The following is a 24,737-nucleotide window of genomic DNA, read 5'->3' on the forward strand; positions in this document are numbered from 1 at the left end:
GCTGACCTCCAGGTGATGTTTGGCAACTTCACTCTGGCAGAGCGCTGGTCGCCTTTCATCCCCATAGGATCTTCACGTAAGCGGACCGGCAGCTCAGCACACGGATCTCAAACAGCGGACATCCGGGGTCAGCGTGGGCTTCCTCCGAGAGCAAGAGCGTTGTCTATGATCGATTCGACGGTGGACAGCTGCTCGTCTGGTGGACAGAGTATCTGGGAGAAATGATGCGTTGAGTGATTGCTGCGGCCCTTCTCCATTTTTCTGTGTAAGAAAGCCGCTATTGACCTCGTACAGGATACTAAGCGGAAGGGAGCCGGGCTACTGTCTCACTAGTTGAGGTCTCGAAGTAATAGTCGGCAGAGAGCGTGAATTCTGCCATGAGCGTGCGTGGCACGATTGGGGGAGCAACAGATGGAATCAATCGCGTGGCCGCTGGCGGCATTGGTGGGCGCAACAGGCGGGGCTATTCCCGACTTGCTGAAGGCAGTTAGGCTGCGCTTTAAGGGACGTCCCGCCTATATGGGGACGCTATGGTACTGGGGCATGCTGCTGGCGCTGATGGCAGTGGGAGCGCTGGTGGCTGTCTGGCGATCGCCCGCCGACATTTGGGAAGGCTTGGCCTTCGGCATTGCCGCACCGGCCTTCCTGACCAAGCTGATCGCGTCCGACAAGGAGGACGACCTTAGCGACAAGTCCGTCTCTGCTTGGGAACGCATGCGGCGTTGGTGGTCTTGAGGGTTGCAACGACCATCAAGCGAACGTCGGGTCTAAGGCGGCAGGTCGCCATCCGCGAGCAGGGACAGATGACGACGGCCGACAGGTTCATCGATCTGCCCGGCTTCGCCCTGCCGTTTCTTGACCGCGAGGTCGACCTTTGGGATGACCGTGCGCGACCGAAATTCGAGAAGGCCTACTTGCGTGATAGGCGTCTCGAGTCACTCGAGGTTATGCTCTGGAACCGTCCCGAACCCTTCGTACTCAAGGTGTCCGACGACTGCGCGAGTGTTCCGTGGGAAGGATTTCAGCTCTATCTTGATCCGGCCAATCGGCATAAATTCGCTCCGCTTCGCCTCGTCGGCGGCTCCAGCCCGTGGGCGTTCGCGGCGCCGGCGACGCGGCTGACGATACTGAACCTCATCGGGGATTCCGGCCCCGGGCACGAGTTTGATCCCGTGCGCGCCAAGGAGATGTTTTCGGGCATCTTTGCCGGGCTGGACGCCGCGACCAAGACGCGGGTCGCCGCGCCAGATCCTCCAACCGTCATTGTCGCTGAGGAAGGCCTTGATGCCACCGCAGCCGCAGCCAAGAGCGTGCGTCCGAACGTCGTCGTGTTCTTCGGGCACGGCCGCATCGCCTCGGGCCCCGAGCTCAGGTGCGGGCCCGGCGCCGACGGGTGGATCGCGTTGGCTGATCTGGTCGACCGGCTTTTCGCACCCGACGACACCAAGCCAATCTACTGGGTCTTCTGGGCCTGCTCGCTCGCCGAAGATTCTGCGCAACCGGACCTGCATCTCGACGGCCCTGAGATCTTCAAGGTCTTGACCTCTCGGGGCGCGGTGAGCGTCCTCGCCATGCGTTCGCGGATACGAGTACCCTTCGCCCGGGTGATGCTTCGCGCGCTCGTTCAGGCGCTTGCCGCTGGCGAGCCGCTCGAGATTGCGGCGGCTCTTGCGAGAACGGCGGCATGCGCAACCGATGCGGCGATCCAGAGCGGCGGCCAGATGGATTTTGCTGCGCCGGCCGTGTGGTCCGTCAGCGAACCTGTGGATGCGATCACCTGGGGAGGCGAGCCACCCTTCCCGGCGGTCTGGACAAGCCGGCCGTTGCTGGCAGGCATAGACGGCAAGCTCGACGAACTCGGCTCGGGCGCGGCGCCGCTCAGCGAATGGGCCCAATCTTCTGCGGCCGCCTGGAGCCAGGCAAGCAAGATGTTTCTGCATGCGCCCGTGGCCGCGGCCCCTGACGCAATGGCCGCATTCGGCGCCCGCTTCCTCGAGCTGGCCAGCGCCGTGCGTCACCTGACCGGCAAGGCCGTCGTTCCGATCCAACTCGGGCTCGGCTTCGACTTCGACCGGAAGCTCATGGCTTGGGCCACCGAGGCGCATCGCCATCTGGACCCCCGCCACAGCGACCGGGAACTGGCGGTGGCCATCGGCCACATGTCAAGGTCCGGCAGCTTCGGACTGCAGCGGCTGCTGGCCGTTCCAGACGTCTGCGTGATGCTCTCCGAGCCGCCCGATCGAGAAGACGTCTGGCGCCTGTTCGACAGCTTGGGCGAGGGTGTCAGGGTATTCGTCGTCGGCAGTTCGGTCCCTGACAATCTGGTCGGCTGGTCAACGGATCAATGGAGCGAAGTCGCCATGCCAGAGTCTCTGGAAGATGGAGGATTCGACGGTTGGCCGAACAAGGTCCGGGAGGCAGCCGCGATGCTCGCCGTCCTGGAGCGCCCTGTCACCATGGAGGAGGTGGCGCGAACGGTGAAAGCAGACCGGCCGGCGCTGTCGGCAGTTGAAAGCCTCACCATTCCGGTCGGTAGCCGCCGGGTGATCGGCCAACGGGCTCGTCAAAAGATTCTCAGCGACGCGCCCGACGAGCTGATGAAGCTTGGTCACCAGCTCTGCATCGACCTGTTGTCCATCCGGTCGCCGAATGTCGACTTCGGGGCCCTGCTTGAATTTCTGGGGCACCAGCTCGCACTGGGGCGGATGGCGGAAGCAGCGGCGCTTGCCAGTGAGGCATTCGAAAGTGGTGGTGCCGCCTGGTCCGTCTTCCAATTGGGCCAGGTCGCCGCCATGGCAAGCAGCTCGGCGGAATTCCTGGCCGGCTTGAGCGATGGACTGTTGCTGGGCCTGGGCCGGGCCTGCGTGGCGCTCCAGGAAACGAGCCTCGCAAGAGCAATCCTGGAAACCAAAAGACCGACGAGTCTCGCCGATCAGGCATCGTACCACGCGATCCTGTCCGAGATTTACAAGGCCGACACATCGAGCGGTCAGGCTCGAACCAGAATGCGTCGGCACGCTCAAAGGGCAGCGGAACTCATCGTTAGGGCAATCGAAGAGGCGCCAGGCGACGAAGCATTGCAGCGGGACGCGCTGGCGTACGAGCACAACCTTGCTCGCATCTCGCAGTATTTCGATCACGCCTACGACGCGGCTCTGACGGTCTACGAAAACACCATCGCCGAGCTTGAGGACGTTCGGCTGGTCGATCGATGGGCCGGTCATCTGTACGCGGCCGCGTGCCGGAATGCTGCCGAATGCGTTTTCGATCCGGCCGCCAGGCCGCTGGCGTCGGAGCTTCTGGAGCGCGCCCAATTGTTCGTTCACCGCGGACTGGAAGTCGCCAATCACTTGCAGTTCACCGAACTCGTGGCGGAGATCACCTACACCCGGGCGCGCCTTAGCGAGGCCGGCGGCGACAACGCTGCCAGCATTCAGATACTCCAGCGCATCCTGGACACGCCTCGTATCGACCGGTTTCCGATCATTGCCACGCTATCGCGCAATCGCCAGTTCTGGCGTCGGGTCGAGCGGGGCGACCAGCCATTCTCCCTTGAAGACCTGCAGCCGACGCTCCGTGCTTTGGACATCCTAAGCTGGCACGCCTGGCCGGCCCGGGCGGCTGTTCGAAGCCGTCTGCGGGCGGCCAAACGACTGGTCGCAAGCGGGTCGGCGGCGAACAGGACACTCGCTCAACAATTGCTGGAGCGCAGCTCGCGCAACATGATGTCGGCGAGCGGACTCTCGTCGGAGACCGATCGACTGCGATGGGCACAGGTGTTCGCGGGGCTGCATGTCCTAGCTCCAGTGGGACAGCCTGACCCTTGGGTAGAGTTCAGGATTTTGCCTTGGGCAGCAGCCTGGCTTGGCGGTACGAATGAGCCAACACCCGTACAAATCTGGAATGAGGTGGACTGATGGGCACGGGCAGTTTCGGGGGCGGTAGCGGTTCGCTTGGCGGCGGTGGCAGCGGACGTGGCGGAGGAGGTGGCGGTGCTGGTGGTGGTGATGGCGCTGGTGGTGGCGGCGGCGCCAGCGGGTCGCTGCTGCGCGCCATCAACCATTTGCTGGAGCTGTCCAGCCGCTGGCAGCGGGACCCATCACAGCCCCAACTGACCAAGGAGGTGCTGGAGCGGCTCGATGACCGAGCCCGCAGTGCGCATGTCCGGGGCGTGCTTCGCAGCGACTTCACCAATGACGTGCTGGCCGACCTTTTGGCCATCGGCGGCAAGCTGCGGGACGGGGTGGCTTGGGAACAGATCGCTGCCGAGTTCAATGTGACAGCAGGCGCCGGCAGCGCGGCCCAGCTGGCGGACGCCATTATCGACAGGAACCTAGAGGCGCATGGGTTCGCCGTGGATGAACGCTATGTCGATCGATGCACTCTTGCCGTCAGGGCTCTGATGAAGCGGTCATTGAACGATGACCTTGCCGTCTTTACCAGGGGCAACAGCGCGCAGATCGATGCTGCGATCGAGCGCCGACACTTCGAGAACACGATTGGCGGGTTTCTCGGCGGCCTTATCGCCGCTTGTGTCAGCGCCGACACCGTGCACGACATGGGAACAATCCTGCCTTCAGTCACCACCGCGGCGGGAAGCGTCGCCAATGCCGCCTATGATCGCTTCGCAACTCGCGTCTTGAATGAGGGGAAGGCGAGCCCGGAGCAGGCGTTCTCGGTCCTGGCCGACCGTTATCGAGAGTTGGTGCTCGGCAAATGAAGAGAGATCCGTTCGTCGCGACCGTCAAAATTACTCAGGCTCCCCAGCCCGTCGAGAAGGAGTTCAAACTCGACCTTTCAAAGCTGACCTGGCATGGCGCCGGATCGCTGGGCAATGCGGGTCTGCACCCTGTTTCTCGGGACCTGCTGGAGGTCGCGCGGCTGGTCTGGGAAGTGGAGAAGCATACGCCCAAGCGCATCTCGTCTCAGAGGACCCGTAGTGTGAGCGTCAACTTAGCTCTTCGTGCCCCGGAGAAATGGTCAGCAGAGGCGCTGAAGGCGTTGCGGGACATCTTGCGTCTGCTGGGCAACGCCGAATGGCACTTCAGCTTTGACCAACGCCGCGCCGGTGCCAAAAACTCATTGGACCAGATGGCCGAAACTTCGAGCGCCGATGGCGGTGAGATCGACTCCGTGGCGCTCTTCTCTGGCGGACTCGACAGCACCAGCGCCTTGGCATGGCTCCAGTTGGAAAAGCGAGACGTGGCCTTGGCTTCGTTCTACGGCGCCAAGGCCAAGCAGGTGGGAATCCGCGACAGCTTCGCAATCAAGCGCCATTTTCAGGCCATGTGTCAGTGGGCTGGCAGCCAAACCCGGTTCGGTGGCCAGTTCCAGTATCGCAGCCTGCTGTTCCTGAGCCTCGGCGCGGCGGTTGCGGCGTCATACAATGCCAAAACCCTCTATCAGTTCGAAAATGGTCCGCTGGCGGCATCCCTGCCTCCTTCGCCAAACTATCGGATGACCCGCCACGCCCACCCGAAGCTTCACCACTTGATGGGTGACCTGTTCGCGGAGCTGCATGGCCGACCGCTGTTGATCGGCAATCCATTCCTCAGCCTCACCAAGCGAGAAGCGACCGAGTTCCTTAAAAAGGCGGTCGGGACCGGGGCAGCACTGACGGAGATCCTTTCCAAGACTGAAACCTGCTGGAATCTCAATTCGAGGAGCATTGTGGGCGCCATAACCAAGTCGATTGGCCAGGCCTGCGGTCTCTGCATTCCGTGCCTCGTTCGACGAACGGCCATTGGCAAGAAAGACCCAATATCGCACCGGGTTGACTTCCTTGATCCGAAAGACCCTTGGTTCGCCGATCCGGCGGCCCGCATCCACGTCGACGCCTACTTTGCCTGGTCGAGAAAAATACTCAGCCCCGAATACACCGTCGACGATTTCGCCTATGAGATGCCGCGCGTGGTGGAGGAGGCCATCGACGCCTCCTTGGGAGCCTTAAGTCCGTCCTCGGCGCTGGAACTCTACCGGCGGTTCGCCCAGGAGATCGTCGACACCTTCCCTATCCCCAAGCGATCGGCGGTTGGCCATGGCTGAGAACATTCCGCGAGTTGCGCTGAGTATCAAACAGCCCTGGGCCGAGCTGATCGTGTCGCGCAGGAAGACGGTGGAAGTCCGCAGTTGGGTCACCAACTATCGCGGGCGATTCTGGGTCCATGTCGGGAAGCGGCCGGATGAGGAAGCCATGCCGCTGTTCAATTTCTCCCGCCCCCTATTCACCGGGGGTTATGTCGGCATCGCCGAACTTGTCAGTATTGAGCCGCTCAACAGGATAACATGGAGTCAGCTTCGGCAGGAGCACCTGGTGCCCGGCCCTATGAAGGACGGGCTTAGCGCTTGGCACATCTCGGGTGCTACACCACTTCGACAGCCGGTTCCTGGGCTTGGTCAAATGGGCTTGTTCGACGTCCCCGAGGAAGTGCTTGCGATCCTGCAAGCGTCATCGGCGACCTGACCGGGCAGATTCGCGCCTGGCGTGGCCGGTCGGCACCGACCGACATGGAGCGACGCGATAGCGGAGTCGTCGGAAAGACTTCGCCCGTCAGGGCCGCATCGACAGGTTATCGCTCCGGCGGGGGAACAGCACCCTGCAGCGTTCTCGTTATCAAGTCTGCTTTCGGGCAGAGGCAAATCTGGCTTGAACGGCCGACATCGGGCGCAAAGCTGACGCCAAAGCCGGTGCTTGGAAATGTCGATTAGACTAGCTAAGGGGAAATCGAAACAGCACGGTGTTTCCGCAGCGCATCAAGAAGTGCAATCTCATCCGAGCTCATGGACCGCTACGCTCGGCACAACAGCCTTGGCGATCTCACATAGGTGCTGGTGATGCGTAAGATAGATCACCTGTCCAGCTGAAGCCATTTCCCCGAACAGTTTGAAGACCTCCTCCGACCGGACGTGGTCAAAAGTCTCCATGATGTCGTCTGCAATGAAGGGCACGGAGGGCCGAAACTGCGCAAACTCGTAGTACCCCGCAAGCCGCAGCGCCAGGTAGAGCTGAAAGCGGGCGCCCTTTGACAGCGCATCGGCGACCTTGGATTGCCCATCGCGCTGCAGCGCGATGAGCACTTCCCCACCCTTCACGGGTTGAGTTGTCAGGCCAGAGTACTGGCCGCGCGTCATGAGGGCGAATGCGTTAGAAGCTCGCTCCATCATCTCGGAGCGGTGACGCTCGCGGTAGTGACGCAGAGCATTTCCAGCCGATATTATTCCCAATTTCAGCTCAATATAGCGGACGGCCTTTTCCTCGATTTCCAGAAGAACGGTGCGCCGTTCGGCATCTATACGGGCAACAGCGCTGTCCCCGCCAATGGCGTCCAGCTTGTCGGTCGCGCGCGTCTGTCGAATGAGATGCTGGTGTATCGCCTCGTCAAGGTCGTGAAGCCGTTGCTCGGCTTCGGCCTTCTCGATTGCAAGACTGTCGAGATCGACGGTATCCAACATCGAACGCGCCTGCTCGAACCCTTCCACAGCGAGTTCGGACGAAACCTGTTCCTGAAGTTCCGCAACGGCTGTGCGCAGGCGATCCCTGTCGCGCAGCAGTTCGTCGCGTTGCACGACGTCTGCTAGCGTCGCCACGCCAAAGACGCTGAGGACCTCCTTCTTGCGGCGCTCATGCGCCGAAATCTCGGCGTCGAGGATCTCACGTTGATCCTGCAGGCGCCGCAGGTCATTGACGAGGCTTGCCTTGGCCTCGCGCGTGCGTTCGGCGCGCTCCAGGCGCTCGGCAAGCCGAATGGTCAGCTGTTCGGGTTCGTCGTCGGCCGCCTCGCCCGCTTCGGCAGCGACGGCGGTAACCTCAACCATGAAACTCTCCCTGTCGGCCTCCATCTTGTCGATACGCAGCTGCATGGCGTCCCGGTCCTGAAGACATTGGAAAGGTCAGCCAGTTGATCGAGGACGCCGCCAATGCCGGGCGCCGAGATGCCGTTCTCAAGCCAGGTGCCCTTGAGCGCTTCGGCAACGCCAGCCTGCCATTCATCCTCACGCCGCTCCGCGACCTCGATGGCGCGGCGTCTGGCGTTCAGATCCTCTTGCCTTGTGTCAACGGTCTTGAGCGCCTCGGTGCGCTCGGCGTCCACCTTGAATTGCCTCTCAAGGAACAGCTCTGCCACCGCCATGGCCGTTTCCAGGCTGTCACCAGGATCGGAACCCACGCCGACGCTCGCCAGCGTGTCGCTCAGCTCCAGCCGTATCCGGCCTTCCTCATCGACCGCGCGCTCGGTCTTCTTGCGGGAAAGCTCGCTCTCCTCCCATGCCGCGAGCGCATGGTTCCGGGCAGCAATGCTATCCTCGATCACTTCGATCAGCTGTTCGGGAGAAGTCTCTTGGCGGTTTGCGAGCAGGTCACTTGCCGCTGCGCGAATTTCCAGGAGCACGGCCTTCCGGTCGGAGCCGATGCGTGCAAGCTGGTCGCGCGTATGGGCGATGTTGGCCGCAGCTTCAGCGAGGTTGCGGTTTGTGCTGCGGATCTCGGCGAGCTCGCGCGCGTTGGCCAGGCGGCCTGCTGCGACGCTGTCGTCTCGGGTGAGTGCCGCCGCAAATTCATCCGCGGTTTCGCCGGTCAGGTCACCCCGATGCCTTGCCCAGGCGTCGTCCCGGTCGCGCCGAATGGCGCCCGCCGCATCATCGTCGGTGGCATCGACCGAGGCACGAAGGGCATCGAGCCGCGCGGCAAGCATATCGTGATTGCCCTGCTGCTCGGCAAGACGTTCGCAAAGGACACCCCTGCTCTTGGCGAGCTCCGCGGCCAGCGCCTTCCATGCGCCAAGCTGTCCGGCATTCGGAATGGCGATCCGGGCCAGTGCCTGAGCATCGCCCGACCAGGGATGCAAGCGCGCGATCGCGGCCTGCCATCGAATTGCTGCCGCGTCCGTAGCCTCGCGCGCCGCATTGATTTCGCTCAGGTGCCCGCTTGCCCTCGCTGTCGACAAAGCCGAAACCAGCCTTGCCCTGGCAGGCTCGGGCACGGCCCGTTCTTCGCCGACCCGCTCGCGTGCCGTCTGGAGCGCATCGGCTGCTGCCGCTGCCTCCTCGCGCGCAACGCGGACGCTGGTCACAATCCCGGATCGCTGCTCGAGCATGGTGCGCACCGCGCCAATGGTTGCAGCAGGCAAGAGCAGCTTGGCAGGGGCGGGTTCACAGGGCCTGCCAAGAGCGGCAAGGCAGGCCGCCGCGGCATTGTCGAGGATTTGCAGCTCCGTCCTGCGGCTTGGCAGGTCGAGGCCGGCCGAGACGTGGCGCACCTTGCGGTCGGCCAGGCCGCGAACCCGTTCGGAAATCGCAAGGATCACCGCGTCCACATCGACCGAGGCGATTTTCGTCGTCACCCGCTCAAGCTCGTCCTCGCTCGCGGACAGCCGCGTTCTCAGACTGGCGTCTGTCTCGATCATGTCGGCAACGCTGCCGGTCCAGGTCCGTGGCGGTGAGGCGATCTCAGGCAACTCGGCCAGTTGCGCCTGCTTGCGCCTGATATCGGCAAGGACCGGGATCGCACGAAGATACTTCGCGATCGTCTCAAGCCGGGCCGACAGCACCGACCGTTCGGCGATGCTTCGGTCGTATTTTTCCGTCGCGTCGAGACGCTCGGCTTCAAGGCTCTCATAAGTCGACGCCAAAGTGTCGACCGCGTCCTTACCAGCCTTCAGTTCCGCAAGCCGTTTCTTGAGCAGCGCAAGTTCGGTTCCGTGTGCCTGCTTGCGATAGAGCCTGTCCGCTTCGGCCTCGAGCAGGCTCAATGTATCGCTTGCATGCCCGAGGCCGGCGCTGGCCGTGAACAGCAGCTTGCCAAGGTCGCCGCGCGATTCCAGGATTGATTTTCCACCTGCTTCCAGGGTTTCGTCGTCCAACGAGAACATGGTCTCGTATGCGTCGCGAGACAGGCCGGCGAGATGTGCTGTTATCGCCATCTCGCTGATCGGTTGGCCAGCCGCGTTCAGCAGTGAGTTGGTGCGCTGTTTGGTGCTGTGAAAATGTGCTCCGCGCCGCCGAGTTCGAGCACCCCGCCGATGCGCATGGCGCTGTACTCGTGCAGGAAATTGTAGCGGCTGCGTTCCTCGATGCCGAACAGCAGGTCGAGATAGCCCGAAAGTGCTGTCGATTTGCCGGCCTCGTTCAAGCCGAAGACGATATGCAGGTCGGGTCCGGATTCCGGCTTTGGCCCGCAGTCGATCGTCGCGTCGGTGAACTTGCCATAACGGATGAGATCAAGGCGGCGCAGCCTCATTGTGACCCACCGGCCTTGAGGCGCGCGGTGACCAGGTCGGCGCCGTTGGCAAGCACCCTGTCAAGGAACAGCTCCAGCTCAGCCTCGTCCCTGCCCGCGAAATCGCGCCCGTCAGGCGGCAGGTCCGCGATCACTTTCTGGACGAGCGCCCTCGCCTCGGCACGGAAAGCCTCCGAGCCGGCATCGGCGCGCATGGACTGAGCGAGTTCGAAAATCGGGTCGGCGGCTTCCTCGGAGGTCTGGGATGTGGATGGAGAGACATTGAGCTCGAGCTTCTCCACCCAGGTGTCTCCCGTGTGCTCCGCGACATGCTCGGCTTCTGCAAGCAGCAGGTCGCGGTCACGGATCAAGGCCCAGGACAGAGGTGATGCGCCGGTCAGGCCTAGACGGACCACGGCATGACGGGATTTGACAGAGGCGCGAACATCTTCGAGCGCGGAACGGACTCGGCCGACGACATCGGACCACTCGACCGTTTCGGTCAGGTCGACGTTCACCCGCTCAAACTGCGCGATACTGGTCAGCCGGTCTTCGATCTCAATGGTGCGGTCGTCGCGTATCGTCACCAGGGTGACGGATTTCTCCCCGGCCTCGTTGATGTCCCTGCCCTGCGGAATTCCTGGCATCACCACGGTGCTCGCCCCGGGATGGACTTGGCGAACATGGATGTGCCCAAGCGCCCAGTACTCGAAGCCATGGGCATGCAGGTCAGCGACGCTGCAGGGGGCATAGACGTCGTGGCCGGGCGATCCGGCAAGGCTCGTATGCATGATGCCGACATTGACCGCGCCTTCACGCGGAGCTGAATATTTGGGGAGCAGACTGTCCGGCGCCTTGGGGCTGGCAAAGCTCAAGCCATGGAACGCAACGTCTAGCCCGCCGGGCGACTGCAGCACAGATTGGGGACGGCCGCCGAAGATCGTGACCGTGTCCGGGAACACCAGCTGTTTGGATATCCGCGATAGGGCGTCATGATTGCCGCGGATCTTCAAAACCTTGATGCCCGCCTGATGAAGGCGGGACATCTGTGTAGCCAGGAACCGGGCGGTTTTCATCGACGTCTGGTCGCCATCATAGAGATCGCCGGCAATGACCAGCGCATCGACACGCTCCGCCAGGCAGAGGTCAACTATGGAGACAAACGCCTGGCGGCTGGCGTCTCCGACGAGTTCGGCAAGGTCGCCGTTTCGCATCGCCAGCGAACGCAGCGGCGAGTCGAGATGGATGTCGGCGGTGTGAACGAATCGAAATGGCATGACACTGGCTCCGGTCCGAGCATAACGGCGTTCGGCTGCGGCTCGACAGGAAAAATCTCAAGATACGGGGTGTTGGCTCTCGAGCTATAGGTCGCCGTTCGAGCAAGGTGAGTGGCTATCAGCGAACAAGACATCCACTCCGACCTGCCAACGACGCGTCGATGACCCCTACCTCACCCCAAGACCTCGGATGAACTGTCCCGCCTCGAAGTGACCTACGCATGCCGCTACTTCGTCTCACCTAACAGAAGGCGCCGCATCCAGGCGAGAAATCCTCCCTTGCGCGACTTCTCCGGTTTGGATTCCTGCATGGGCGTTTTCCGAAGGCAGTCGCGCTGAGCGTCTGCGGGATACTCGGCGAGCCCGCCGTCAACAAGCTTGCGTGCGGCACGCGCTACGTCCCATGGAATCTCGTTGAGCTCTTCCGCTATCTCGAGCGTGGGTCTGAATCTGACGGTGTCCAGTGCCGCCAGGACCTCGGCCTCAAGAGTGACATCATAGGCCGGCTCCTGGTTGCCCATTTCAAAGCGGTGGCACCAGATAATCCGGCTTTGCCAGACGATGAAGTGGCTCTCGCAGCCGCCCTCGCGCCAAACGGATGGCGAGAGGCTGATCGCGTTGCCCTTGCGGTAAAGACGCCAGGCCTTTCCCGCCCGCTGATCGAGGTTGATCGAAAGAGACCCGCCGCAGCCGTCCGGGCAGGCGATTAGGAGTGAACGGGGCCTTCCCCGATGCACGAGAACGGCGTCACCGGGTTCCCGCAGCAACGGATCGCCGTCGTGCCGATGCTCCACCTCTGCACGGAAACGGATCTCACGAGCAGGAATCTTCATGAAGGGGTGCCGTTTTCGTTTCGGAGGTCAGCGATCAGGCGAGAGGCAACAACATAGCCATGGGCGCGCCGGAACCGATCGGCCGTGCACCCGTCGTCCCACATGCAACGCCGCAACAGACTGACGGCAACAGCCGCCTCGTACTCACTTGAGCAGGATTGAACCGCAATGCCGAGGCGACGAATCTGGCGAACCGCCGAGACCATCCAACAATAGAGCGACGTGGGGTCGCTTGGATCTGGCGGGTGCAGGAAGCTTGCCGGCGCGTATAGCCTGTCGACCACGGCGCGCCACTTCGGATTCTCGTATTCATCGCGCGCCTCTTCAGGGGGCAGTTCGAATGCGAACCAGGTTTCCAGCGCCGCCAGATCGGCGGTTAGGGGGCCAGAGGCGACAGACGCAAAGTCGATAAGGATCGCGTTGCCGTTGCGGACTCGTACGTTCTCGCCGTGCAGGTCGCCGTGGATCGGCGCCTTGCGGTAGATCTGGTCAAGAGCACCGAGCCGTGTCCACAGCTGGTCCGGCGTCACGCGGACGTCCTGCGTTCTCGCGTATTCGAGGTAGCTCTTTTTGATCCGTGAGGGCACGCAGAAATTGGCTTGCTCTAGCGCAGCGGCGACGGAACCTTTGACAGGATCGATGGCATAGGCCTGCTCGCGCCAGCCGCCGAGCGTCGTCTCAAATAGGGACGAGATCGCAAGCGAGGCGACGTTGCGCCGGACCTGATCCCAGAGGGGTTCAGATTTGTCAGCGAAGTCACCGACAAGTAGACCGCGCGTCGCCCCAAGAAAACACCCGTGAACTGACGGCCGCAGCCCGAACGGCACGAAGGGAGCAAAGCTGCGGTAGTTCTCGGCCTCTTTGACAATCCTGTCAGTAGAATCGAGCTTGACAAAGAACGGCTGTGGCCACGCCCCAGCGATCGAGTTCTCAAGGGTCGCGTGGACACTGAATACGCGTGCACGGGAACGACCGCCGCCGAGTTCCGAGAGCACGATCTTGCGGCAATCGTAAAACGCTCTCTGGAAAAGCGGAATGTCCTGGTCGCTGATGGGTTCACGGTTGCCAGCCAGCTGAATCTCAAGGCGTGTGTTCGGGTGGGGTCCTGGCTCGTGGCGCGCCAGGCGCTCCGGCAGTTCGTGGGACTCCGGCGCGGTGCGAGCATGCACGTCTCTCGTACGGGTTACTTCGCCCAACGCTTTCTGCGCTCTGCCAAGCACGCCGTCGCCGGTGGCGAGGATCTCGATTCGCAGCCCGTGATCCACGAGCGCTGGCGCGAGTTCACGCGCGAGCGCACTCACCGGACCGATGTTCGACGCGTCAAACGAAAACACGGCGCCGCAGGCGGCGACAAGCTGGTCGGCGGCTGGCGCACCGGCGAGGATCGTAACTGCGAGACGCCTGTTGCGCAGTTCACGGCGCATTTCAGGGTTCGGCGCAATACCAAACCAGAGCACTCTGCCGCGGAACATGTCAGCCATCGCGCGCTCCGTGCGGGCGGACGGGCAGAGGCCAGAGCGGACCTTTGCCCAAGGCGCCGATCGGAGAACACACGACGCAGCTCGAAACGAGCGAGGCGATCGCCGGCCGCACGGTGCCCTTTAGGCCGTCGTAAAATTGGAGTCGCGCCGCGCTGGGCACGGGCGTCACAGCGCTTAGGAACATGGTGGCGGCCAGCGAGGCGACCGTCGAGTTCAGGGAAATGACGGCGGGCTGCGGCTCGTGGATGCCCTGCACATACGGATCGGCGGCGCGCTGCTCCGGTGTGAGCATCTCGCGCCGGATCTGTTCGCCGTCGAGCGCCTGTGTGCACACGAGACAGGGGAGTCCCGGCGCGAGCATCTGGATGCGGCCGGTCACGTGCGTGATCTCGTTTTCTCGCACGGTAATGCTGACGCCCATGTCGATGCAGGGCAGGAGAAACTGATAGGCGAGCTGTCCGACGACCGCGCGGCTCGCATGCGAGTCCGTGCACAGGAACAGGAAATCCGCGCCATAGAGCGTAGGCAAGGTTGCTTCGTCGACGATGTCGGCCTGGCGAGCCGTGATCTGCGCCTCCGGATTGATGCTGCGGATGTGACGCGCTGCGACCTCTACCTTGGGCCGGTCGATATCTGCTGGCGTTGCACCGACAAGCCTGTTGAGATTGGTCACCTCGACCACGTCGGGGTCGATCAGGATGAATCGGCGAACGCCGAGATGAGCGAGCTGCTGCGCGACCGCCGATCCGGTGCCGCCAAGGCCGATAATGGCCACGGCAATGTGACTGATGATGGCTTGACCGCGCGGGCCGAAGGCGCGGACCTGCCGGTCGTGGACTCGGGTGCTGATCTCGGGCAGTCCGGGGTAGGACAGAGCCCGTGCGCACGCGCCAATTTCCCAGACTGGGATCTCGTCGCCGATGCCGAGGCGCCGCGCCCGGCAACCGTTGGGCCCAATTACCAGCGCCAGATGGGACGCTGCAGGCACCCGCCGTCCAAAATAGTCCGACAGGGGCTGCTCACCTGCGTCGTCTACGGTTGAAAAACGGGGTTGCCCGGTCGCTTGCGGATGGGTGTGCACCAGCGCGACCCCGAGCTTCTCCTTGCGCGCGCGGTTGGCGATCTCGACCAGATAGGCGGGCCTGAGTTCGGCAGATATGCCGTCGCGATGGCTGTAAGCGTCTGCGGGGGCGAGCACCCAGTCGGCAGCGATCCAGGCGCCTTCCGAGCCGCCGCTTCGGGTGAATACGACGGCGCAGGTCTCCTCGTCATGTGCGAGCAGGGTGCGCGCAAGGCGGTCGTATTCGGAGGCGGCGAAACGCAAGCCGGTCATTTCAGTTGCCGAAGGCGGTCGTTCACGGTGTTCATCCACGAGGAGAGGCTGTCGCGGTTAGGATTCCACGGCTGGGAGAGGTGCCAGGAGAACCACAGGCTAGGGGTACCGACTTCCGGGATGGGGTTGGTGGCACTTGCGTTCGCCGGGACGGCGCCACCGGCGAGCCGCAGGTCCCCATCGGCCCAGAAGCAGTCTAGTGCCGCGTAGGGATAGCCCGGGGGCACCAGGAACCAGATCGTCGTGTGCGCCTTTGTCCAGCCCGCGGGCAAGCGCACACCCGGCACGGTGATCAGGGTCGTGCCGCTCGGAAGCCGAGTGGCCGCGACCCCGGGATACCGCTCCGTAAGCTCCGCGAGTTGGACATCTAGGAGGCTCATCATCCAAAATTCGCCTTCGGCACGGCAGAGAAGCGCAAAGGCCCGTGGACCTTCTCAAGCGAGACCTCTTCATCGTCACGGATGACGCGGTCGGGATCGTCTCCGTGCCCCTCCAGAACGAGATCGTGCGAGGAATCCCAGTCAGGGACCTTGGCTTTGATCTGTAACCCGGTCAGCACCGGCTGGTCAGTCTCGAATTTCTCGCGCCCGACGAAGAAGGTATAGGTCTGCGGCTTGTCGGGCTTGCCGCCGTCCTTGCCGTTGCTGGTCTGCTCCAGCACATCGTGTTTCGACATTTCGATCTCCTATCTGGCTGCCCGTAAGGCGGGACTCTTGACTAACTGGCAAATTGGATTCATTTTCGCGACTCAGTCCGTATCTGGACTAATCCATATCTGGACTGCTTGGCAGTTTCAAGTTCGATTTTGGACTTACCGTATTTATGGGGTATGCATGGCTGGACACGCCCAGGACGTATCGATTCAACGAGGTGTCCAAGAGCGAACCGCGTTAGGAACCTTCATCAACATCGCGGACGCGTGGGGCTTAACGACGGATCAGCAGATCGTCCTGCTCGGATCGCCGGCCAGGTCGACATTCTTCAAATGGAAGAAAGAGGGGGGAGCGATCCCCAGCGATACGCTCGAACGGATTTCGCACGTGTTCAGTATTTACAAGTGCTTAAACATCTTGTTTCCGGATCCTCAGCGCGCTGATCAGTGGATAAAACGGGAGAATAAATATTGGCACGGCCGCAGCGCCCTCGACCACATGATGAAGGGGAGAATGGCGGACCTGATTGACGTACGAAGATATTTGGATGCGCAGCGGGGGGGATAGTGTTGAGCGTCGACTATGTAGTGGTCGATAGTACTTGGTATCGCCTCATCCCCTCGCGCTTCCCGCCCATCTCGTTATACGAGCGCGTCGCGCGGGAGGAGGTGTGGCCTGTCGTGACTTCGGTCGAAGATCTCACGAATCCCCGCGCCCAGGTGCGCCGGCTGCTGACCGGAGCTGCCCAGGTCGATGAAGCCTCCCCCAAACTGCAGAACTGGAATCATGCCCCCTTTACCTACCTCAACCCGGAGGGCACGTGGCTGCTGAGCCCGCTCTTCGGCGCAATGGAGTTGTGCGACTGCCTTCAGACCGCCCTCGCGATGTCTGTGCGCAAGCGCGAACTCTTCCTCTCGCGCACCGAGGAGCCGCCCATTGACCTCGACATGCGGGTCCTCGGCACTCGCGTGAAAGGGCGATTTGCCGATCTGCGGGCGCTCGACCCGAATCTGACCCAACCGGCGCGGTGGGAGGTCGGGGAGGAGCTCTTAAATGCCGGCGCCAGCGGGGCATTGTTCAAGTGCCCCGACCGGCCTGCCGGGACCTGCGTCGCGATCTTCAACGGAGACGTTCTCGCGAGAAGCGTTCAGGCCGAGCATTTCCGCTTCGTGTGGGATGGCCACCGCATAAAGTCCGTGTACAGCTTCGACAAGGGAGAGAATTTCAGGGCGGACGACTTGTTCAAGGAAACCGCGATGAAAGCGGCATAGTCTAAGTCCGGCCCATCGTCCCTTCGACAAACGGAGTCGTCAGACGTCGATGTCAACCTCTGGCCGCCGGTACAGCCACGGGTGTGGCGATCGGAGTATAGAGATCCACATATTCAGCGGTACGCAACTTCGCCACGAGACTGTATCGGATTTCTATGTCGGCGCGACCCTTGCCTGGGTTTTCTCGCCACCAGCCGCCAGTCGGCAACATAGCATGGCGTTGCGCTGAGACAACTGGAGAGCATGAGGAACTGTGGGACGGCTGGTTACGGAGGCTCCCTGAGCGGGCCGGAACCGCGCCACAGAAACGCCCGTTTGGTCGGCGCGACGTGACTGCCCCACAAAACCTCATGCTCCCCAAGATCAGCCCCGTCCAAGGACCATCAGACAGAATAAGCCTGATTATCGGAGAAACCGGCCGCTCCCACTGGTCATGGGCGCCTGGTGCGGAACTACTACTCGTTTATGTGCAGTCCGCCTTCATCTGCGATTAGACGATGCGTATTTCTTTACCAGCCATCCTTGACCGGTGGCCTAGCGACATTTATGTCTTGTCCCTAGAGACATATACGTCCGGTTGCGCCCCCTTGCAAACAGCGCAAACGCTGCGCATTTGTGTCCCAGAAGCTAGCAAAAGGACACTACCATGACCGCAAATCCTCCACAAGAAGAAGACGCAACGCCGGCGCCGACGATCAAGACCAACAAAGCGTCCGCCGATAAATGGGGTCAACAGGTAATCGAGCTGGGCTTCTGCCTCGTTCCGTCTCTCTTGCTGCGCGCTCAGCAGCGTATCGGGCTTAATCCGACCCAACTCGCTGTCCTCCTGCAATTGTGCGATTTCTGGTGGGACAAGGAGCGGAAACCTTTTCCAAGCAAGGAGACCCTTGCACAGCGGTTGAGTCTTAGTGAACGCCAGGTCCAACGATACATTGCGGAACTGGAGCAGGCCGGATTGGTCCAGCGGATCGAGCGCCGTAGCAGCAATGGAGGCAAGCTCAGCAATACCTATGATTTGAGCGGACTTGTGAAGCGCCTTCAGGAACTAGAACCTGAATTCCGCGAAATCGAAGAGTCGGCCAAGGCAGCCCGCAAGGCGGTGACGAAGCGTGGTTACAAGGCGACGGCGAAACCGAGCGTCGAGGCCGCACGATGATCCCCTGGAGCCCGATGGATAAAAAGAACAAGAGCGAGGGACTGGCATGAGTTGGGCGCTATTTATTGACGAGTCAGGCCAAGATCGCCGGAATTCGCCATATGAAGTGCTGGCAGGCGTTGCGATCGAGGACCGAAAGATATGGCCCCTCATCCGGCAACTTTCCGACGCTCAGCAGCATATCTTCGGGATACGTCTTTATCAGGCCTACGGCCAGGAGGCGAAAGCCAAGGAGCTGCTCAAGCCAAAAACTTTCAGACACGCTGCACAATTGCCAGCCTTCGAGCAGAATACCCGCAGTCGCCTTGCGCGGGAAATCCTTCTTGATGGGACAGCAGTGACGCGCGATCGGTTGACTGCGCTCGGCCAGGCGAAAATCGCCTATTGCGAGTTTGCGCTCAACCTTGCTCGTAGCCACGGAGCACAGGTCTTCGCAACTATGGTCCCGCAATCAGCACCGCGACCACCAAGCGATGAAGCGATGCGAAAGGACTATGCCTTCCTATTCGAGCGCTTCTATTACTTTTTGAATGGAATGCCAGACGATCCGATGGGATATCTCGTGTTCGACGAGCTCGATAAGGCACAGAGCCATGTCTTGCTTGGGCAGGTATCGAACTATTTCATAAGGACACGAAACGGGAGGGTGCGCGCCCGACTCATTATCCCGGAACCCTTCTTCGTACACAGCGATCTAACGACGCTAATTCAGCTGACGGACATCGTCGCGTATGTGATCAGTTGGGGTTTGCGATTGAATGGCATGACGCTGCCCGCCAGACCCGAATTGGCGGGACTAGCTGATCGCGTGAAGCGAATCCGATTCAGTCGCGAGACCGAAGGAGGTGAAAAAATCTGGGGGATTAAGCATATTCGGGATCTGAGGCCTATCGCTCTCAACCCGGCATAAAAAAAGGCAATGCCCACGTTTCCGCGTACAAAGCCTCCGAGGAGACATCTATGTCATGGGGGGGCGAATGTCAACTTTATAGCAGATCGCGCAGAGTACCGGCGGCGAGACGACATACCGTCGGCGACGGTACGAGAGGTCAAATCACCCCTCAATTGTATGCGCAACCACAAGGCCGCAATATGATCGTTTTCAACGACCTCAAACATGATTTGCTCGAACCGAGCGGAGGCATCCTGATGGCGCCTACGACGTTCGCGGCGACGTTGGAAGCTCATGGTCTCTACAGCACCAAACAATTCGTGCTGCGCTTGAGTCCGCGTGTTCATGAGCTGGTCGACGCCCTCGCCTCAGGCGACTTTGAGAGTCACGACCCTGCAGACCTCATCCAGGCCTACTCGACCTACATCCACGAGACTGTTCACTGGTGGCAGCATGTAGGTTCGACCGCTGGCCTTATTTTCAGCCTCTGCTACCCAGCACAATTTTCAAGCAGTCTCGAACACCTTCAAAAGGCGATCGCGGAAATTGGGCCGAAGAAATCATTAAAGCGATGGGCTGATGATGCGCTACGCCATGGCACGGCGCCCTCGCCCGAGGCGCTCGCGGAAGCGAACATTGCCGTCAACAATGCACTGGACATCGAGTTCTACAAATTCTTCGCGCACAGCCCAAATCGGTCATCCGAGCTTAGGCAGAACCAGCATTTTGAGAACGTCGGTCATTCGTACCGTATCGCCTATGGCAACACGCTGATGGCGCTGCTGCAGTCTTGTGATCTTGCGCCCGACAGCCTGCCTGATCCAGAGCGATGGCAAGCTGAGTTCGATCGCCTCATGCTCACGCGCCATGAGGGCTTCTACCATGGGTCGCCTATCACGCGCGGTGACATTGGGCTTCACGCTATCTTCGAGGGCCAGGCGCGCTTCATCCAACTTCAGTTTCTCGCTGCGTCCGGCGGCCCCTCGACATGTGCGGCTTACGCTGCCGACGGTTATCTGAGCGGCATCTACGTCGATGCGTTTACAGACTTCCTCCGCCTCAGTGAATCCGAATGGCCTGAGACAATCGATAGCCCTCTCGTCGGGCTTTTTCTGCTGATCTGCGACCTTTCGATCAACCCGACCCGCGGCTTTCCCCTCGATATCGAACGTTTCGAGGATTTCATTTCTGACGTCGATCCAGGCGCGCGATTCGCCCTGCTTTGTCAGGCCGCCCGAGAGCATCCTGAAGTGAAGCCAGCGATCCAAGCCTATAGCTCTGAAGAGTATGCTTTCGTTTCGCGCGTCCTCACCGACCGCTGCGGCTATGACGATCCGCTTGTCGCCCTACGCGCAGTCATAGCCGTGTCCGAAACGGTGGCGGGCCAGGCCCTCATGGCCGAATGGGCGAGTTTCGAGTACTCCGCTGGTAACCTGCCCATCCGGGTTATGACCTCACATTTCATGGATCTCTGCAGGAGCAAGCTCACCCATCCACACTTCTTCTGCTGGGCGGGCAAAGCCTTAGCTCTGGGCCATACGACTCAGGTGTTCCAGGAGCTTTTCCTGCGACACTTGTCCCTCTTCACGGATCGCGCTGACACACAGCAAATCTTCACCCGTGCGTTTGCGGGCCGAGAGGGCACCGCCCTGAAGCGCATGCTCGATACCTTCATGGCGTCGACGGTTCTCTACGACCTAACATTTCAATGGGTTCTTCGAGACGGACCCTTTCACTACGATTTTCGATCGCTGACCGGTGGCGGTCAGAACGAGGTCATGGAGATCTGGGCCAAGAACACGTTCAAGGCCGCGTTCGGCCACCACCCAGACGATTTCGAGCAACTAAAGTAGGCCACGGCTCGAAGCCCTCAGGATATCGACCAATCGGCGGCTGGAATCGACGCTGCTCAGCCTGGCACGTTGAACAGCGGAGTTGCATTGTTTTGAGATACAATAAGAGTCAGCTTTTCTTTGGCCCGACTCAAGCCGACATACAGAAGTCTGCGCTTGTACTCCGTCCCTGAAAACGCCGATCTATCGCACATCATGATCAAGGCATTCGCGCACTCAAGGCCTTTGGATTTGTGAATGGTGCTCAGGCATTTGCGTGGTGGTTGCGCGTGCGAGAAGGTTCGGCGCCGAGTAATTTCAGAGAATCCGTCTGAAGCGACATCAAAAGCTCCCATTCGGACAGCGTCGCGGACTTCGCTCTTCAGATCGAACTCGATATCGCTGAAGCCATTTTCCTTTCGTTCTACGAGGCCGATGAGGTGCTCGAGCGCCCTTGCCACGCCACGATGGGACGGCTCCGCGATCAGATGGTTGGCGATTAATTGCAAGTGGCTGGGCATCCCGCGCGCAGGTCTTGCGCACCTTTGTTGTACCTCAGCCTTGAGGCGATTGCCGTGGCTGGAAGCCGAAAATCCGACGCAGGTTGCATAAACGAATATGAGAAAACCGTCGGCGATCACGTCGACATCTCCGGCGTGATTCCGGAGGCAAGCGACCAGCGCCGAAAGATGATTGCGGGTATGGCCCTCCCAAATGCGAATGGACCGTCCAAAAAATGCGTTCAAATGGGCCACACGTTCGTTACCGACGGTCAGCACTAGGAGTTGTTCGCTTGTCCGCAACAGGGAACTGATGGGGGCTCTCTGCTCTCGTGACATGCCGATCGCCTTACGAGGAACTTGGGCTGAGTTCTCAGCGAAAAGGACCCTGAGTCCCCGAGGGAGGCTGCCGGTTAGGTCAATCGAGCCTCCGTTTGAAAGAACGCGACGAGCGTGCAGGACCCATTCTCCGAGTTCCGGCGTGCCAGAACGCCAACGATGGGGCGTAGAGAGCTCCCCCCAACCGCCGATATCTTTCAAGGCGGCCCATCGTGCAACCGACGAGCGAATGCCAGCCTCGTTATCGGCGAATATTACCTGCATTGGGTCACCAAACAAACGAAGTCTCGATCCGGCCGCATGTACCGCCCAAATCGCATTGTGCTGATCAGAACTTGCGTCCTGATGCTCGTCACAGATGATGACTGGGTAGCGTCGTGACGCGGCCCCTGCGACGGTTGCAGAACTTTCAAGCAGCTTACGGCATCGCGTGGCGACCACATCATACCGATCATTTTCGCGAGCCCACGCAGCAACATCGAGAGGAAGATCCAGCGCACGGTGATAGATGCTTGCTATCTCGGTCAGAAAACTATCGATCGTGCGGATTTCGACACGATTTGCGACGGCGCGCGTGCGAGTTGCGAAGACAGAGCGAGCGGCGTGCGTATGCGTTAGGATCAGGACGCGGCCCTTGGACAGCTCTAATGCCGCCTCCATCGCGAACGCGGCGCCTTGATGTGTCTTCCCGCACCCTGCCGGCGCCTCAATCGTCACCAACGGCAAGTCAGACCGGAGCAGCGATGCGACTTCGTCATCCGTCACGGCTTAAGCTCTCCTACGGCGAGAGGCTGCTCTCCAATTGTCGCGCGAAGTGCGTTGATGAAGGGCAGAATCTCCGGCTCCACGCAGGGCCAGACAGACAACGAGATCATCTTGGCACCGAGTTCGAAGCCGCCGGCGAGCGATTTAAACCAGACCTGGCTGTGCTTCGCCCACTCCTTGCTTGCCTGCTCGTCAGGAGCGTCGTCTCTGTTCCCAGTAGCAGCTGCAACGATGACCGAACGCAGTCTCGCGAACCGCTGTTCGGGATTGCCACATACCGCCAGGATGCTCGCTTCGTCCTTGTCTTTGATCGCCAGCCGATCTGCGAGCGTTCGCATTCGGCGGCCGTACGTACCGTCGGGCTCTTGCGCGAGGGCTAGCAGTTGATCATCCCGTACATGGGCAATGATGTTTTCTTCCAAACAGCCGGACCGCCACTGAAACAGTCTAGCTCCGAACCGTTCGCTAATTCGCCGCCAGCGTTCTGGAGATTTTCCTTCGTTGTCGCAAAACGCGGCCAGTACGAGACCGCCTTCGCTAAGCCCTTGCAACAAGCCCATCATGGTCTCATTTCCGCCGCCATCGCAAACACGGATACCGTGATCTTCCGGGGGTGCCGTAAAGGCATTCCTGAGGAGAAATCGAAGAAATCCCACCTCCGTTACCCCCTCAGCGATGACGGGTATTTTTGCCAGAAATGTTTCGGGGTCACGCCGCTGTTGGTTCGCGATCTTGTCCCGTGCCAGTGGCCCGATCTTGGCCTGGGAGTCCATAAACCAGAGAGCGGCCTCCGTTGCCGCTGAGATCGCCACAGCGCTGTGCGTTGTCACAAAGCACTGGCTTCCGTCTTTTATCAGCTTGGCGATCAGCTGCCTCAGTCGGTAAGGTTCCAGTCCGCGTTCAATCTCGTCGATGATGGTGAGCCTTGCTGCGGCCTCGGTCGCTCCAGCCACCTCAAGCGCCGACATACGACGAGTGCCGGCACCCCAGCTTGCGAGCGGCAGCATGACGCCATCCTTGCTGGCGAGCAGCCCGATCAGCGCGCCGATCGACAGGCCTTGGCTGCTCGTGAGGCCGAGATCTAGATCATGGGGCAGCCCGGCCCCACGCATTACGGCCCCAAGCCTCGTCAACGCGTCTTTCTCGTCCTGCAACAGAGCATCCGAAATATTCGAATCGGAAACCTGTTTATTGATCCTTGATTTGAGATTTCCCTTTGACAGGAGCCGGTCGAGGGCGGAGCCCGAGACAAGCCTCAGATCACGGTCGTTACGATCATCGTTGGCGAGGCGAACGACTCCGATCTTCCGCCGCAGGCCTACCGAAAGTGCAACCACGTCCTCGTTGGGTTGAATGACCTCCCAAACTGGCTCAAGTTCATCAGTACCCCGGATTCGGAATTTGAAGACAGGTTGGACGGGATGGCCTTCATGACTCGGATCCGGAAGGACCGCCTTCTGCCCGTCCCATTCCCATGGCCACAGGGCTTGCTGATAGTCGGCAATTCCAACTTCGGCTGGAATTTCGACGACAGCCTCGATCGAGAACCCGTCTTTCGTGGATCGGTTGAGATAGTCCGTCTCAAGCACTTGGATTGTATTTGTTGGGCTAAACAGCAACGCAACTGCATGTAGAACAGTGCTCTTCCCAGAATCACCGCCGCCTATAAGGATGTTTATTTGATCGTCTGGACGCCACTCGAGAGAGTCGATACCCCGAAACTTCGCGATCGAAAGATATTTGATCCGGGGTTGCTCAGCCATCGTCGATCCGAATCGTTGGAGTCAATACTGCGCAGCTTAGGCTTGTTCAATTCGATCCGCCAAGCTTCCAAGACGTGATCAGACCTTCGGTTCGTAGTCACGTTTCGGCAGCAGAATTCGATTGCCGGATAGTACCCGCCATCATGTGATGGCTGCTAGCTCGAAACAGGCAGCCACACGGTGGTCGGCACACCCTGCAGCAAAGCTTTCAGCACCGCTTCCGTCGAACAAGTGGTCCAAAGCACGAGGTCGCTCTGGGCTGGCGGGCCGCACCCGTCCTGAACCGCGCCGATATGGTCCACTACGCGGTTGATGGCCCGGATTTCTATCCGGCGCCGAAATCTAACCTTGATCTAGTGTCCTGATTCCGAAGTTCTGACGATTTTAGCCTGTTGGTCGCCGGTTTTGAGGGTTGCGAGGCAGAAGCGT

22 protein-coding genes are annotated in these 24,737 nt (G+C 60.8%); 10 read left to right on the forward strand and 12 right to left on the reverse strand.

The features are described 5' to 3' along the window. The first annotated feature begins 411 nt into the window (after positions 1-411). A complete protein-coding gene (locus AC0L3I_RS35100) occupies positions 412-735 on the forward strand; it encodes a hypothetical protein (RefSeq protein ID WP_473529996.1) in 324 nt (107 codons plus the stop codon). 200 nt (positions 736-935) lie between these two features. Here the strand turns inward: AC0L3I_RS35100 and AC0L3I_RS35105 are convergent, their stop codons facing one another. Then, complete coding sequence (locus tag AC0L3I_RS35105; protein ID WP_473529997.1) at positions 936-1,343, reverse strand: hypothetical protein; 408 nt, start codon at positions 1,341-1,343, stop codon at positions 936-938. Between the two features lie 60 nt (positions 1,344-1,403). On the opposite strand from AC0L3I_RS35105, the gene AC0L3I_RS35110 reads away from it, so the two are divergent. The 4 genes from AC0L3I_RS35110 to AC0L3I_RS35125 are packed head-to-tail and all read left to right on the forward strand — an operon-like array spanning position 1,404 to position 6,463. Further along, positions 1,404-3,917 carry a hypothetical protein gene (locus tag AC0L3I_RS35110; RefSeq protein ID WP_473529998.1) on the forward strand — a complete coding sequence of 838 codons (2,514 nt, stop codon included), beginning with the start codon at positions 1,404-1,406 and terminating at the stop codon, positions 3,915-3,917. Then, a complete protein-coding gene (locus AC0L3I_RS35115; RefSeq protein ID WP_473529999.1) occupies positions 3,917-4,720 on the forward strand; it encodes a hypothetical protein in 804 nt (267 codons plus the stop codon). Before AC0L3I_RS35110 ends, AC0L3I_RS35115 begins: the two co-directional genes overlap by 1 nt. After that, entirely contained in the window at positions 4,717-6,045 is a 1,329-nt protein-coding gene (locus tag AC0L3I_RS35120) for a hypothetical protein (RefSeq protein ID WP_473530000.1), read from the forward strand. Before AC0L3I_RS35115 ends, AC0L3I_RS35120 begins: the two co-directional genes overlap by 4 nt. After that, the gene (locus tag AC0L3I_RS35125) at positions 6,038-6,463 is read left to right on the forward strand and encodes an ASCH domain-containing protein (RefSeq protein ID WP_473530001.1); all 426 of its coding nucleotides are present in this window, start codon (positions 6,038-6,040) and stop codon (positions 6,461-6,463) included. The genes AC0L3I_RS35120 and AC0L3I_RS35125 overlap by 8 nt, the downstream gene beginning before the upstream one ends. 305 nt (positions 6,464-6,768) lie before the next feature. Here the strand turns inward: AC0L3I_RS35125 and AC0L3I_RS35130 are convergent, their stop codons facing one another. The 9 genes from AC0L3I_RS35130 to AC0L3I_RS35170 form a co-directional block, all read right to left on the reverse strand. After that, entirely contained in the window at positions 6,769-7,815 is a 1,047-nt protein-coding gene (locus tag AC0L3I_RS35130) for an ATP-binding protein (RefSeq protein ID WP_473530002.1), read from the reverse strand. Beyond that, positions 7,749-9,950, reverse strand: a complete 2,202-nt coding sequence (locus AC0L3I_RS35135) for an AAA family ATPase (RefSeq protein WP_473530016.1) — start codon at positions 9,948-9,950, stop codon at positions 7,749-7,751. Before AC0L3I_RS35135 ends, AC0L3I_RS35130 begins: the two co-directional genes overlap by 67 nt. Next, positions 9,944-10,234, reverse strand: a complete 291-nt coding sequence (locus AC0L3I_RS35140) for an AAA family ATPase (RefSeq protein WP_473530003.1) — start codon at positions 10,232-10,234, stop codon at positions 9,944-9,946. The genes AC0L3I_RS35135 and AC0L3I_RS35140 overlap by 7 nt, the downstream gene beginning before the upstream one ends. After that, on the reverse strand, positions 10,231-11,490 hold the full coding sequence (locus tag AC0L3I_RS35145; protein ID WP_473530004.1) for a metallophosphoesterase family protein: 1,260 nt from the start codon (positions 11,488-11,490) through the stop codon (positions 10,231-10,233). The genes AC0L3I_RS35140 and AC0L3I_RS35145 overlap by 4 nt, the downstream gene beginning before the upstream one ends. A 227-nt stretch (positions 11,491-11,717) precedes the next feature. Then, complete coding sequence (locus AC0L3I_RS35150; protein ID WP_473530005.1) at positions 11,718-12,323, reverse strand: ubiquitination-like system serine protease family protein; 606 nt, start codon at positions 12,321-12,323, stop codon at positions 11,718-11,720. After that, complete coding sequence (locus AC0L3I_RS35155; RefSeq protein WP_473530006.1) at positions 12,320-13,804, reverse strand: phosphotransferase; 1,485 nt, start codon at positions 13,802-13,804, stop codon at positions 12,320-12,322. Before AC0L3I_RS35155 ends, AC0L3I_RS35150 begins: the two co-directional genes overlap by 4 nt. Next, positions 13,797-15,137, reverse strand: coding sequence for a ThiF family adenylyltransferase (locus AC0L3I_RS35160; protein WP_473530007.1), 1,341 nt, complete (start codon positions 15,135-15,137; stop codon positions 13,797-13,799). The genes AC0L3I_RS35155 and AC0L3I_RS35160 overlap by 8 nt, the downstream gene beginning before the upstream one ends. Further along, entirely contained in the window at positions 15,134-15,520 is a 387-nt protein-coding gene (locus AC0L3I_RS35165; RefSeq protein ID WP_473530008.1) for an E2/UBC family protein, read from the reverse strand. The genes AC0L3I_RS35160 and AC0L3I_RS35165 overlap by 4 nt, the downstream gene beginning before the upstream one ends. Continuing rightward, the gene (locus AC0L3I_RS35170) at positions 15,517-15,813 is read right to left on the reverse strand and encodes a multiubiquitin domain-containing protein (protein ID WP_473530009.1); all 297 of its coding nucleotides are present in this window, start codon (positions 15,811-15,813) and stop codon (positions 15,517-15,519) included. Before AC0L3I_RS35170 ends, AC0L3I_RS35165 begins: the two co-directional genes overlap by 4 nt. 157 nt (positions 15,814-15,970) lie before the next feature. Between AC0L3I_RS35170 and AC0L3I_RS35175 the strand changes: the two genes are divergently transcribed. The 5 genes from AC0L3I_RS35175 to AC0L3I_RS35195 all read left to right on the forward strand — a co-directional run bounded on the left by AC0L3I_RS35175 (position 15,971) and on the right by AC0L3I_RS35195 (position 20,962). Beyond that, positions 15,971-16,357, forward strand: a complete 387-nt coding sequence (locus AC0L3I_RS35175) for an MbcA/ParS/Xre antitoxin family protein (protein ID WP_473530010.1) — start codon at positions 15,971-15,973, stop codon at positions 16,355-16,357. A 2-nt stretch (positions 16,358-16,359) separates the two neighbouring features. Then, positions 16,360-17,061: an RES family NAD+ phosphorylase gene (locus AC0L3I_RS35180; RefSeq protein ID WP_473530011.1), complete on the forward strand. Its 702-nt coding sequence runs from the start codon at positions 16,360-16,362 to the stop codon at positions 17,059-17,061. A gap of 646 nt (positions 17,062-17,707) precedes the next feature. Further along, positions 17,708-18,217 (forward strand): helix-turn-helix domain-containing protein, encoded by a 510-nt coding sequence (locus AC0L3I_RS35185; RefSeq protein WP_199202654.1) that lies wholly within the window; start codon positions 17,708-17,710, stop codon positions 18,215-18,217. Between the two features lie 46 nt (positions 18,218-18,263). Beyond that, on the forward strand, positions 18,264-19,127 hold the full coding sequence (locus AC0L3I_RS35190) for a DUF3800 domain-containing protein (protein ID WP_473530012.1): 864 nt from the start codon (positions 18,264-18,266) through the stop codon (positions 19,125-19,127). A 182-nt stretch (positions 19,128-19,309) separates the two neighbouring features. After that, positions 19,310-20,962: a hypothetical protein gene (locus tag AC0L3I_RS35195; protein ID WP_473530013.1), complete on the forward strand. Its 1,653-nt coding sequence runs from the start codon at positions 19,310-19,312 to the stop codon at positions 20,960-20,962. A gap of 56 nt (positions 20,963-21,018) precedes the next feature. Here the strand turns inward: AC0L3I_RS35195 and AC0L3I_RS35200 are convergent, their stop codons facing one another. Together AC0L3I_RS35200 and AC0L3I_RS35205 are read right to left on the reverse strand one after the other, a co-directional pair. Further along, positions 21,019-22,545 (reverse strand): ATP-binding domain-containing protein, encoded by a 1,527-nt coding sequence (locus AC0L3I_RS35200; RefSeq protein ID WP_473530014.1) that lies wholly within the window; start codon positions 22,543-22,545, stop codon positions 21,019-21,021. Further along, a complete protein-coding gene (locus AC0L3I_RS35205) occupies positions 22,542-24,308 on the reverse strand; it encodes an ATP-dependent nuclease (RefSeq protein ID WP_473530015.1) in 1,767 nt (588 codons plus the stop codon). The genes AC0L3I_RS35200 and AC0L3I_RS35205 overlap by 4 nt, the downstream gene beginning before the upstream one ends. Positions 24,309-24,737 lie beyond the last annotated feature (429 nt).

This window comes from Mesorhizobium sp. WSM4840 (assembly GCF_055811755.1).